This window comes from Mobiluncus sp., from assembly GCF_034180645.1.
GTDB lineage: Bacteria > Actinomycetota > Actinomycetes > Actinomycetales > Actinomycetaceae > Mobiluncus.
The window spans coordinates 61,019-73,719 of the sequence record NZ_JAXFNY010000014.1; the positions used below are offsets into that span (position 1 = coordinate 61,019).

Sequence of the window (12,701 nt, forward strand, 5' to 3'; positions counted from 1 at the left end):
TGACAACTTTTCTAGGCACTGTCTTGAGTTTCGCATACCCTACCGCAACGCAGCGCCTAGAATGAACCTATGGAAATTTCGGAAGAACGCACGGCACACATGCTGGGTTTGGTGGCTTTCACGCGAATTACGGCGTACGCGAGGCTGGCTCGGGATGTGTCCCAGACCACCGATTTTGCTGATCAGTTGGCGTTGGCGCGGATGGGGGTTTCGTTTGTGACCGCCATCGATGATTTGGAAGCGTTTGCTAACCGGCGGGGCTTAGATTTGGCGGATTTGACCCAGCCGTACGTGGGATTTTTTGACGATATGGAGCTGCGAACCCGCCCGCGTGACTGGTGGGAACGCATGGTGAAAAGCTACATTTTTGTGGGGATTTTAGCGGATATGGAGGATTTGGCAGCCCAGTTCGTCGGGGCTGATATGATTGAAATTTTGGGGGTTTCCGGGTCTGCTGGACTGACCCAATGGGTGCGGGCGCGGCTGCGTGACGGAATCGCGGCTGACCCGACGGTAGAGTCGCGCCTGTCAATGTGGGGGCGTCGCGTTGCGGGAGAGGCCGTAGCCGGGGTCAAAGCTATCCTGGATGCTTACCCGCTGCTCCTGCCCGCAGGCGTAGAGGTCAACGACAAGGTCGAGGAAATCCAAAAGCAGCATTCCCGCAGGATGGAAGACTTAGGTTTGACTTTCTAGAGGAAATCAGATGGCGAAGCCAATCCGGTTTTGACGCTCCGGAGCAAACTCGACATAGGCGATGCTGCCCGCATTGATGAGGGTGTGCGACTCGCGCTTGTCCACCAAATCAATGATTTCCCCTGTGGCGATGGCATCTTTGAGCAGTTTTTGCAGTTCCTCGGGGGATTTGTCAATATCGAGGGAGATTTCGCGGGCTACGGACTTCATTCCGATTTTGATTTCCATTAATTTTCCTTTCCGACTGTCCTTTCATTCTAGGGGTTTTGCCCGGCGAGCGGGAATTATGCGCTCGAAGAGAGAGCGAGTTTGATAGTCTCCAATTTTCGCCTTCGGGGGTGCTGATACTCTCAGGGTATGGAGATTATCGATGACTTATCGCGCCGAGTTCGCCACTCGCTTAATGACGGTGAATCTGTGCTTGTGGCAGGGGTTCCGGCTAGCGGGAAAACCACGCTTTTAGCCCAGATGCTAGTGGATAATCCCGGAATGTTGGTGTTGAGTCCGAACGCGGGTGCCGCCCGCCGGTTGAGCGAGCGAGCCTTGGAGATTCGGGCGCAATCTGAGAATCCGCACTGTCCCATGGGTGCCAGCAAAAGTTTCGTGGCGGAAATCTTTGCACGTTTCAATCAATGGCGTAGAGAGGGAGGACTGCCTGAGGTTAGACTGGCCACCGATGCTGAGGTGATGGTCCAAATCCAGGATTTTCTGGCTGAAATGCCCCTCGAGGAGGAACTGCGTTCAGCCCTGGAAACCCAAGGTTTCCGCAGCGATTTGGTGGACGGGATTTTCCGCGTCCGGGCGTTTGCTGGTGGAGCCTCATCAGACCCCGCACCACCGGCGGTTCATCCGCTAGTGACCCGGCTCATTCAGGCCATGCAAACCGACCGGGAGGCCCAACGCCTTCAGGCTCGCCAATCTGCTTGGCCCCTGGACACGGCTTCACTTTTTGAGGAATACCTATTGGCGGTGAATGCGGGAGCCCCGGTTCCAGAACTTGTGGGAGTCGATGATCTGCAAAACTTCAACGGGCTGATGATCGACATCCTGTCTCTCTGGGCGACGCATGGAACCGCCCTCGTGGCCTGTACCCTGCCGGAAACCTGCGTGAACACCTATCGCGGGGCCAGTCCGCACTTGTGCGAGAGGCTGTGGCAACAGTTAGAGACGATTCCCGGCAAACCCGTCACCGAGATTCTGCTGAACCGGGAACATGTCCCTGCACCGTTGCGCCGAGTGTGGCGTACAGCCGTGAACCGCTTGGGAGTACACGGCATCAGCGCACGCTTGTGGAACGCTGCGGGGGAGTCCTCCCCGGACTCGGCACAGCCAGAATCAACCTGCGTTTCGGACTGTCAAGACCACGTTATCTTGGTGGAAAAGCCCACCGACACGGCCCAATACCGAGAAATCGGAACGCTCCTGCAAGACGCCCATATTTTCTCGGCCCACCCTCTGAATTATTCTCAGATGGCAGTTCTGACCCGTTCTTCCCTGGAAGCCCGGCAAGTCGCGGAAGCCTTGGAGAACATGGACATACCGGTGGCAGTTCCGGGGGCCGGAGCCCAGCTCAATGAAGGGCGTCTAACCCGCTGCCTGCTTCAGATGATACAGGCAGTTTGTGTGGAAACCCCTGACCAGGTAGAGCTTTCGGACCTGGATTTGGTCGGATTACTTTCTTCTGCCCTCGTGGGCTGGGATGTGTGGCGAATGCGGCGACTCGACTCTTTCCTGCACGACCTGACATTGCTGCCTCCGGGGGAAGTCGGGGACGGTGAACAGCGGTTCCCCTCCGCAATGGAATCCGAGACTGTTGCTGATGATGAGCAAAGCGCGTCCGACACAGTTGGAATCCTGCCTTACATCCGTCAGTTTTTGCGTACGGTGATTTCCGGTCAGGATTTCGCGGGGCGCACACTGGCTGAGATTACTTCCGAATCTGCTGATGCGAACCAGCTTGTTGACCTGGGGCAAGCGCTCCAAGCGGGATGGCAGCAATGGAAAGCCGATCCGGGATCGGTGCAGCTGCTGCTGTGGAAACTGTGGGATGGTCTGGGACGTGCCGAAATCCTCCAGGCTCGAGCCCTGCAGCCCGGTTTGGTGCCCATGGTGCGTTCCACCCTGCAAATTGACCTGGATTTGGTGATGGATTTGTTCAAAGCGGCGGACTGGTTCGAGGCTCGAAATCCAGGCCAAACCGCGGCGGACTTCGCACAGGGGATGTTGGCTCGCGATCTTCCAACCGGCACCGTTGCTCCTCATCATCTGGTGCGAGACGCGGTCACTGTCATGTCAGCCGCAGCCGCTGTCTCACAGCACTGGCCCCTGGTGGCAGTGGTGGGACTGACCGACGGAATCTGGCCGACGTTGCATTGGCCGGGTTCAATTTTGGGTACTTCCATGTTCGAGCTGGATAATCACGGCGACCCCGCAAGCTCCAGCAGTGCCGGTTACCTGTGGAACTGGCAAAACGAATACCGGCATTTCTTTACTGCCCTGACACGTTGCACTGAACGTTTAATTTTGGGCACCACCGTTCAAGACGGAGTAGGACGTTCCACCTTCCTCACGCCGCTGGTACAAACTTTGCAGTTGGAGCCGAAACAGCATCGGCATCTGCCCACGAACCTGCGTGACTTTGTGGCTTACCTGCGCGCGGCCTGCTTGGGTGGGGAAACCAGTTGGGGAACTCCCACTATAGATGCCCCTACCGCCGCGGGGCTATTGGCGAAATTGGCAACGGGGGAATGTCCTGCCGCTCACCCGTACAATTGGATGGGCGTCTTGCCGGTTAGCGGAACCACTCCGGAATCCACCGAAGTTTACATCTATGCCTCAGGCCTGGAACGTGCCTTGGCAAATCCTTTGGATAATGTGCTGAGCTGGTCAGGCTACTCTAACGACGAAGATGACCCTTACGCGTCGAACAAAATCGGAAACATTGTTCACGAAGCAGCCGAAATTCTGGGACGCAGATACTGGTGGAAGGACCACGGGCCGCGGGACGATCTGGAGTATGACCAGGTCCTGACCGAACTGCGCGAGGAGACGCGTCGTCTGCTGGGACCCCTGACCGGAGACACCTGGATGGAATGGAACTTCCGTCGCCGAGTCGAAACCTGCCTGGTGCCCCTGGCGACTTTCTTGGTCAATCATCAGTATCCGTCTCTTTTTGAGGTGTGTTATCCCGGTCGGTTGCCAGCCAGTTCCGGGGCCGGCGCCCTGGTGTACAACGCCCGTATCGACCGGGTGATGTTTGCGCACGGGCAAGTCATCTTAATCGACTATAAGACCGGAGCTCATTCTAAATTCAGTGCTGCAAAGGTGGCCGGCAATCTGCAGTTAGCTCTCTACCAGGCGGCCTATAACGCCTCTGCGTTAGGCCAGCAGCATCCCTGTAATCTGGCGGAAATTGTCGCCCTCCTGGTGCCGCCGGACTCGAAAAAGCCGCTCACTCCCCAAGTCATTGAAGAGCCGCGAGACCCCATAATTTGGGTCCAAAAAGCCCTGGTGCCGGGAACAGAAACGATTACTCTCCCCAAACGGTTCTCCGCTGAACAGCGCCAGATTCTGCTCGATCCGCTGGCCTGGCTACGCGGTGAAGCTCCGGGAGCGCCCGATCCGGAAACCATGCTGTTGAAAGACTATTTACAAGACCGTGTGGACTTAGCGGTGGCGGCGTTCAGTGGACCGAATTTGTCCCGAGTTGAATTCCTCGACGCTTGGGGCGAAGGGGATCCTCTTGGAGTGGAAGTGAGAAAACAATGACTACGTCCAAACAAGTGAAAGAACTGTTCTCAGCGGCTGACCTGGCTGTTTTGACGGGGGCTAATCCGCCGACCGAGGAACAATCCGCGGTAATTACGGCTCCGCGGGGACAACTCCTGGTGGTAGCCGGGGCCGGCAGCGGGAAGACGGAAACCATCGCGAACCGGCTGGTTTACTGGGTCATCAACGCTGGTATTGTCCCTGAATCCATCCTCGGTTTAACTTTTACTCGCAAGGCAGCGGGGGAAATGGCGGCCCGTTTCGCGCTGCGTCTGGAACGCTTCGCGAATCTCATGGAGTCAGTGCAAAATCGGCAGCAAACTGCGGAGGTTACTGCGGTGTTAAACGCCGCAGACTTTGACCTTGACCAACTGCGCCAACGTTTCGATACCCTCGCTCAGCAGGGCATGACCCCAGAACTGCTGCGCCACCCGGTCAGTGTCTCGACCTACGATTCCTACGCGGGAACCCTCCTGACCGAATTCGGCACGTTAGTCGGGCGTGAATCGGGTTTCACCACCATAACTGACGCCGCCAGGTACCAAATCATGACTGACGTGGTGCAAAGCTGGACGGGCGCGCTGGGGGTGAAACGCGAAGGTGAAAACACTAAACATCTGATAAAAAATCTGCTGTCCCTGGCTAACGACACGAATTCGCATCTCGTAGATTTGGCTGAGATGAAACAGACCTACCGTTCCTATCTGTCTGTTGCCGAACACCTGCGTGATTCCGAAGGTTCAGAGCTCAACAGAACAGCGCTCGATCGTTTGAATGCCATCCTCAGCGCTATGGAATTCGGACGTAACGCCACAGGCGTCATCCAGGCTTTCAACGAACGCAAACAGGAACTCATGATGGCAGACTTTTCTGACCAAACTCGGGAAACGGTCCGTTTGGTCGAGCAACTGCCGGTCGTCGGGGAAAGCCAGCGGGAACGCTTCCAGCTGGTGTTCCTGGACGAATTCCAAGACACCTCGGTGGCTCAGATGCGTTTTCTCTCGGGAATTTTCCGCGATTGCGCGGTTACCGCAGTGGGCGATCCGAACCAAGCCATTTACGGTTGGCGAGGGGCTTCCGCAGCTTCGATGGAGGACTTTGGCGACATATTCTGCTCGAATCCGCAACAGCTGCTCACCCGAACCTTGTCGACTTCATGGCGCAACGACGAAGTCATCCTCAAAGTCGCTAACCGCATTTCTGCCGAACTGACCAAGGCCCCTTCCCCGGGCGCGAGTGGGAAAGCCCGCCGGAATCAGGGTCTCCAGCCCACCGCCAGTAAACCTCTGCGGGCCCGACCGGGAGCGAGCCCCGGCATCGTCTACGGAATCCAGACATTGACCGACATTGAGCAAAGTCAAGCGGTGGTGAACTTTTTTCGATTATGGCAAGCCCAGCGAGTCAAGCTGCAAAGTGAGGGGACACCCACCGAGAAGTTGCCTACTGCCGCCATACTATGCCGCGCGAAAAACGCTATTCCTAACTTGGCTGAGGCACTGCGCCGAGCTGGAATTCCTTATCAAACCAGAGGCATGCAAGGTGTCTTGGAAGATCCGGGGGTACGCTTGGTGCGGGCCGCTTTGGAAGTCACTGATGATCCTGAAAAAGGTGCCAGCCTGCTAATTTTACTCGATAGATACCGATTGGGATTGAGCGATATACAGGCGATGGGGCGAAATCCGCGCCATTTCACTCCTTACCAGATTGTGATGGAGGGCGGTGCTGAAGTCTCCGCTGAGGCTGCCATTCGATTGGAAAAACTGCGTGGAATTCTCACGGAACTCAAGGAGAACGCCGCGTTCGCAACCCCCTTAGTGTTGACGCGTTTGGCGCATCGACTGCTTGATTTGGATATTGAGCAACAGCTGCCTGGCTCCCCGTGCCAAGCTGGGGCTTATGTTGAGTTCTTAAACCTGGTTCGTGATTTTGGGCGGATTCCCGGGGCAACGTTGAGCGGATTCCTCAACTGGCTGAGTGCCGGTGAACAAGAGGAAGCCAGCTTCGCTGACCTGGACTTCGAGGTTGACAATGCGGCTGTTCAGATTATCACCATGCACGCCGCTAAGGGCCTCGAATGGGATTGGGTGGCCGTCCCGAACCTGAACAAAAACACTTTCCCCTCCAGCAAAGGCGAAATATGGGCGACACGACGCGACGTCCTGCCCTATCCGCTGCGCAGTGACCGGGCTCATCTGCCCGAGTTGGAACTGAAAACCCAAACTGTTCTGACCGCGAAAGGAAAAGTGTCATCGAAAAAAGGTCTGCTGGAGTCGTATCAGGAAGAGGCTGTCCAATACACCCTGCGAGAAGAGTCCCGGTTGGCCTACGTAGCTTTCACCCGCGCCAAATCACGGCTCCTGCTGGGACACTGCTGGTTTGAGCGGCAAACTAAGACAGAACGTTTGCCCAGCAAGTTTTTCCTGGTGCAACAGGATCCGCATCAACGCCTCTTCACCGATGATGATGTAGCGGGCGGGGTGGACGGGCCGGACGTCATCCGACAAGACCCATCCGCTGCGCCGGGCGTGCAGACTTCGGGGGAAAGCGCAGCTGAAGCCCAAAACCTGCTGACCCCATTCAACGCTGAGACGTTTGCACAGGAAGCCACCCGATTGGGAATTGCGCTCCCCAGCGTCGAATGGCCTGAAACCGAAGTCACGTCCATTCCTGAAAAATCCGAAAATCCCAATCGGGACCGGTTCGAGGGCGGCGTTTGGCCGGCCCTGCCGTGGACCCAGACTCGCCAGGACCTGGCTCATGCGTATCAAGTTACCGAGGATGCTTTGGCCAGCGGCAAATTTGCTGACGGAGTCAGTCAGGACGCCGCTGAAGAAACAGAACGCCGCTTGAGTCAACTGCTGCACCAGCCGCAAACGCGCCTGGGAACGGGCGATTTGCTGGGACGAATTTCCGCTACCGGGATGGCGCGTTTGGCACAAGACGGCGAGGGTTACCTGCTCCAACGTCTGCGTCCCCTACCGCAGGAGCCCAGTGCGGCGGCTCGTTTGGGAACCTATATGCACGCGTGGATTGCCAGCCAGCTCGAAAACGAAGACACGCTCATTTTTGATGCCGGAATGGAAGACGGGTTCACTCCAGACCAGCGCAAACTGCTGCACAAATGGCAACAGCATTACGCTGACCTGGAACTGCTACGCCGCCTGCGCCGTCCACAAGTCGAATTTGACGGTGAACTCTACGTTGGGGAAGGGGTTGGCGCCGTGATTCCGCTGCGAATCGACGCGCAGTTTGAGGAGGCGCAAACCGGGAAAATCTGGATTCTCGACTGGAAGACCGGCCGGCGCCCGACCCCGAAGGACTATTCTCAGTGGCTGCACCAGCTGGGAATCTATCGCCTTTACTGGTTACAGGCACATCCCCAGACCCCCGCGGAGGACATCGTATGTGCCTACGTGTTTCTCAATGAGGATGACCCGGAGCGCCAATTGCTCACCCTTCAGGACATCCTCGACGAGCTGGGCATAGCCGACTACAGTCAGAATCTCTTGGTCAGTAACTTGACGGACCGTGGAAAGGAGGCCGACGAAGTTTTAGAAAAGTTTGGATATTGAGGCCGCCGCCGGATTGCCCTAGACGCGTGCCGTCCCCGGCTTCGCGGAGGAGGGGACGGCAGAAGGGTGCGGGTCCGCCCCGGTCTCGTGCCACTCTGGGTATAATGCCACCTGAGAATGAGAAAGGGACGAAGTCCTGTCCCAGTCTCGCGGCGTTGAGGAACGGTAGAGAAAGGCTGGTCAGGACGGTGTCTAGGGCAGTTCGTCCCGGCGTTGCAGGAAAACCGAATTTACCCGGCCCTAGGCTTCATCCGGGGGCAGCGAGGAAACCTGGGTATCTGACTCCGCGGCAATCTCCGCGGTACTCTCGGAGGGGGTTTCGCTCCCTTCCGAGCTACGGTCAGGAATGCTGGTGGTCTGGTCCTCGTAGAGAGGGCGGCCCGTTAGTGACAAATCTCCCTCCAACCGCTCCAGCTGCTCGTTCAACAGGTCTTGGGCATCGGCAATTATCGAGGCATCTCCCTGGTCGACCCCCCAATTGAGCCAATTGACCAGAGCCAGTTCAATATACAGGTCGGTACGTTGACGCAAGAACGGGTCTGACCCCTCCGCGCGTCCCAAATGGTAGGCGTCAAAGACTAGGTCCACGGCCTCATCCGTCAGCTCAGAAGCTACCCAGGACAAATCCTGCGAGGGGTCGCCCACGCTGACCTCGGCAAATCCGGAAATCCCCAAAATTCGGGAATCCGCGACCAGGACATGCTGGGGCTCCAGGGAGCCGTGGACAAACGTGGGATGGAAATGCCACCAGGCATCTTCGTCAAGGGCTTGTTCCCAACGAGCCTGCAGAACCGGGGGAACCAAACCGGTCGCGACCGCTCGGGAAAGGTTTTTGCGCAGGTCCGCACGGATATCATCTACGCTGGGGGTGGGGAAGCCCACATGAGCAACCAGGTTGGCGGGAATCTCGTGTAGCGCCGCGATGGCTTTGCCCAAGGCGCGCAGCAGGTCCGGATCCTCTGCCAGCTCGTTGAACTCCAAGGGATTGCCCGGCAACTGGCGATAAACAAAAATAGAGGTCCCGTCTTTCGAGGTGGCGCTACCTTCGATACGGGGAACATCAAAAGGAAGTCGGTGCGCATCGCGGTAATTGGCCAGCATGGTTAAAATCTTTTGCTGCTTGTCCAGAGCCACCTCCGCATCCACATGCTTAGCGCCGACGATACTCCACCGGGCTGAGTGATTATCGAGGACACCGACCCAGCGAAAATCAGTGTCTTCGCCCAGCGGTGGGCACAGGGACTCAACCTCAAGGTCTGGAACTGCCACGGTGGCCAAAGCCGCCAAGGTCAGAAAATCGGTATCGCTCATCTCTCAATTTTATGTCACCCTGGGGGACAAACCGTCAGACCGCTCCGGAAAGCCGGAAATCTGGCCATTTAAAGCCCCGCCTGGGGCGGGGTGCGTGACCCAGCCGGGAAACCTACGTCGATTTTTGGCAAAACTATGGCAAACCTCAGAAAAACCTGAAGATTACATGAATGTAAGATGAGAATTTACCGTTTTGAACGGGGGCCCTTGCACTATAGCAGTAAAAAAAGCGTTTAAACTGACCGTAATTGTATTGGCTCTCAGACGCGAGGGAGTTGTCGACTTGGGCTTAAGTTACGGGAAGCTGCAGCCGCTGATGGACGATCCGGCGGTGGAAGAAATCTGGCTGAACAGTCCTTCCCAGGTGTTTTGTTCCCGCGATGGACAAGCCCACCTGACCAACCTGTTGCTGGCTGAAGACGAGGTGGAAGCCCTGGTGGAGAGGATGCTGAGAGCTTCGGGGCGGCATCTGGACTTTGTCAACCCCTGCGTGGACGCCACCTTGGAAACCGGAGAACGTTTGCACGTTGTCATTCCGCCCGTGACAGCCACCTGGTCTATCAATATCCGTAAGCACAGTGCGAAAGCGGTGCGGGTGCGGGACCTGGTCCGGCTCAACATGATGCCCGCGTGGATGGCTCGTTTTCTGGCCGAAGCGGTGCGCATCGGCCTGAATATCGTGGTGTCCGGGCCGACCCAATCGGGGAAAACCACCACGGTCCGCGCCCTGTGCGGGGAAATCCCTCCTGACCAGCGCGTCATCACTTGCGAGGAAGTGCTGGAACTGAATCTGAAAGCCCCGGACGCGGTGGCGATGCAAACCCGGAACGCTTCGATTGAAGGCCAAGGCGAGATTACTCTGCGAGATTTGGTTCGAGAAACCCTGCGGATGCGTCCCGACCGGCTCATTATCGGGGAGGTCCGCGGTGCTGAAAGCCTGGACATGCTCATCGCTCTGAACTGCGGAATCCCCGGCATGTCCACGATTCACGCCAACACCGCCCGCCAGGCGATTACGAAACTGTCGACTTTACCGCTGCTGGCGGGAGAGAATGTGACCGCAGCATTCGTGGTGCCGACCGTGGCGGGAGCCATCGACCTGGTAGTTCAGTTGCGCGGAACCTGGCAGGGCAGCCGGGCGGTGACGGAAGTGTTGGCTTTAGACGGGACCCTTCGCGATGGCCAAGTCGCGGTGCACCCGCTTTACAGTGCGCCACCCGATGGCGCTCAGCCAGCCAAGAACCCCGCGGATTTCGATTTTATTTCCGCCTTCGGTTCTCGAGCCAGCCAGTTGGCGGCTATCTGGCGGGAGGCTCCCCATGACTAGCCCCTTACTGACTCTGGTGGCAGCCTTCAGCGCGGTTTCCGGGATTTTCCTGGTGACGTTGGCACCGAGACGGCATTCGGCGCACCGAGAGAGCTCCCTGAAACGCTATTGGGCACAGTGCCGTACCCGCTTCAACGACATCACCGCGGTGAGCGGAACACGCATTGGGTTGGAACAGTTCCTGGCGCTGTCCCTCCTGGCGGGGGTGTCAGCAGGGATTTGCCTCACCTTGGTCACCGGACTGGTGATGGTTGGGTGGTTGGCTGGGCTGCTAGCCGCGTATCTGCCATTTTTGGGACTGCAGAGCAAACTGCATTCCGTGCAGGGTCAGCGCGGCAAAGCCTGGCCGAACCTGGCGGATAATCTGGTTTCCGGGGTGCGGGCCGGGCTGAGTTTGGGTGAAACGCTCCTGGAAGTCGCCGCGAGAGCCCCAAAGTCGCTGCGGGTGCCTTTTGCCCATTTCGCGGCCGATTATCGGGCGGGCGGCAACCTCGATGCCTCCCTAAAAATCTTGAAGCATGAACTGGCCGATCCGGTGGGGGATCGTATCGTCGAAGCACTGCGTTTAGCTGCACAAGTGGGGGGCAACGACTTGGTGGTTCTGTTGGAGGATTTGGGTGCTATGCTCCGTGCAGAGGAACGAACTCGTGGGGAAGTGCTGGCACGCCAATCTTGGACCGTGACCGGGGCGCGGCTGGCTGCCGCTTCTCCGTGGATTATCTTGGCACTGCTGTTGAGTCGTCCGGGTACGTTAGAGGTGTATTCCACATCGGTCGGCTCCATGATTTTGCTGGTGGGGGCGTTAGTTTCGGCGCTGGCGTACATTTTGATGCTGCGGCTGGGACGCCTCGAAGTCAGTCCGCGCACGATGCGGGAGTAGACCGTGGAGAACTCTTTGACCTGGATTATCGGCAGCCTCGCTATCATTGCTGGGAGTGGGCTTATCGGGGTATGTCTGGGGCCCTGGATTGGTCAAGGATCCTTTCCGACTTGGCGAATCACTCCTTATGTTCAGGCCGACCTGACTGTTATGGCGGCTTCTCGCGGTGATGGATTGCCGGATGGCCCTTTTCTCCATAACAGCATGACCAGGTTTCTCACGTTTATCAGCCCCTCCAAAGATTCTGTCGAGCGCAGGCTGCAACTGGCGGGTTTGCCCGGGGACGTGCGCGGATTTCGTCGCTCCCAACTGCGATGGACCCTGTCACTGGGAGGCGTGGCGGTGATTGTCAGCCTCCTGGGAGTTTTGGGGAAAACCTTGCCGATTTTTGGGGCTTTCGTGGTGTTGACCTGTTTTGTGTTGGCGGGATTGCTGATTCCCGATTACAGGCTTACGGGCGCGGCGCGGCGTCGCCAACTGCATTTGAATCAAGAACTGCCCGACGTCATCGAGCTGTTGGCGCTGGCGGTGGGAGCCGGAGAACCTCTCTATGGAGCTTTGCACCGGGTATCCGCCCGATGCACCGATGTCGCCGGTCAGGAGTTGGAAAAAATCTTGGCCGCGGCCGATAACGGAGATTCTTTGGCTCCCAGTTTGACTGCAGCTCGAGCCCGCAACGATTCCGAAATCCTCGCGCACCTCATTGATGCCATTGTTTCCGCGTTGGAACGCGGTTCTCCCTTGGCGGGCGTGCTGCGTTCCCAAGTGGCGGATTCACGAGCGGTGGCGCGAACCCAGTTGCTCACGGAGGGTGGGAAGAAAGAAGTCCTCATGATGGTGCCGGTCGTGTTCTTAATTTTGCCGCTCACCGTGGTTTTCGCCCTCTATCCCGGGTTGGTAGCTCTACAGCTGTAAATAGTCAAAATAACAATCGAAAGGAAAAAACATGCAAAAACTCCGCGCTTTGCGAAACTTTGTATACACCCGTCTGCAGGCCGAAGACGGCGACGTTCCCGGCTGGGTGATGGTGACCCTGATGACCGCGGGGCTGGTGGTGGCCCTGTCGGCGGTAGCCTTGCCCGCTTTAACGAATCTGTTTAACGATGCCATAGCCCATGTCTCGGCTCTCTGAGTGCCGAGTATCCCGCAG

Annotated in this window: 9 protein-coding genes; 7 read left to right on the forward strand and 2 right to left on the reverse strand. The window is 57.6% G+C overall.

All coding sequences use genetic code 11. The annotated features are described in order from the left end of the window. Nucleotides 1-69 precede the first annotated feature (69 nt). Nucleotides 70-693, forward strand: coding sequence for a ferritin-like fold-containing protein (locus SPI05_RS05890; RefSeq protein WP_321077005.1), 624 nt, complete (start codon nucleotides 70-72; stop codon nucleotides 691-693). 6 nt (nucleotides 694-699) lie between these two features. Here the strand turns inward: SPI05_RS05890 and SPI05_RS05895 are convergent, their stop codons facing one another. After that, complete coding sequence (locus tag SPI05_RS05895) at nucleotides 700-921, reverse strand: DUF3107 domain-containing protein (RefSeq protein WP_321077007.1); 222 nt, start codon at nucleotides 919-921, stop codon at nucleotides 700-702. A gap of 129 nt (nucleotides 922-1,050) precedes the next feature. Between SPI05_RS05895 and SPI05_RS05900 the strand changes: the two genes are divergently transcribed. After that, a complete protein-coding gene (locus tag SPI05_RS05900) occupies nucleotides 1,051-4,461 on the forward strand; it encodes a PD-(D/E)XK nuclease family protein (protein WP_321077009.1) in 3,411 nt (1,136 codons plus the stop codon). Continuing rightward, nucleotides 4,458-8,033: an ATP-dependent DNA helicase gene (locus SPI05_RS05905; RefSeq protein ID WP_321077010.1), complete on the forward strand. Its 3,576-nt coding sequence runs from the start codon at nucleotides 4,458-4,460 to the stop codon at nucleotides 8,031-8,033. Before SPI05_RS05900 ends, SPI05_RS05905 begins: the two co-directional genes overlap by 4 nt. Before the next feature lie 240 nt (nucleotides 8,034-8,273). Here SPI05_RS05905 and SPI05_RS05910 read toward each other — a convergent pair whose 3' ends face one another. Further along, on the reverse strand, nucleotides 8,274-9,344 hold the full coding sequence (locus SPI05_RS05910) for a macrolide 2'-phosphotransferase (protein WP_321077012.1): 1,071 nt from the start codon (nucleotides 9,342-9,344) through the stop codon (nucleotides 8,274-8,276). 283 nt (nucleotides 9,345-9,627) lie between these two features. On the opposite strand from SPI05_RS05910, the gene SPI05_RS05915 reads away from it, so the two are divergent. The 4 genes from SPI05_RS05915 to SPI05_RS05930 are packed head-to-tail and all read left to right on the forward strand — an operon-like array spanning nucleotide 9,628 to nucleotide 12,683. Then, nucleotides 9,628-10,671 (forward strand): CpaF family protein, encoded by a 1,044-nt coding sequence (locus SPI05_RS05915; protein ID WP_414601970.1) that lies wholly within the window; start codon nucleotides 9,628-9,630, stop codon nucleotides 10,669-10,671. Continuing rightward, the gene (locus tag SPI05_RS05920) at nucleotides 10,664-11,551 is read left to right on the forward strand and encodes a type II secretion system F family protein (protein WP_321077015.1); all 888 of its coding nucleotides are present in this window, start codon (nucleotides 10,664-10,666) and stop codon (nucleotides 11,549-11,551) included. Before SPI05_RS05915 ends, SPI05_RS05920 begins: the two co-directional genes overlap by 8 nt. Before the next feature lie 3 nt (nucleotides 11,552-11,554). Continuing rightward, nucleotides 11,555-12,466, forward strand: a complete 912-nt coding sequence (locus tag SPI05_RS05925; RefSeq protein ID WP_321077017.1) for a type II secretion system F family protein — start codon at nucleotides 11,555-11,557, stop codon at nucleotides 12,464-12,466. Between the two features lie 31 nt (nucleotides 12,467-12,497). Then, the gene (locus SPI05_RS05930) at nucleotides 12,498-12,683 is read left to right on the forward strand and encodes a hypothetical protein (RefSeq protein ID WP_282921928.1); all 186 of its coding nucleotides are present in this window, start codon (nucleotides 12,498-12,500) and stop codon (nucleotides 12,681-12,683) included. Nucleotides 12,684-12,701 lie beyond the last annotated feature (18 nt).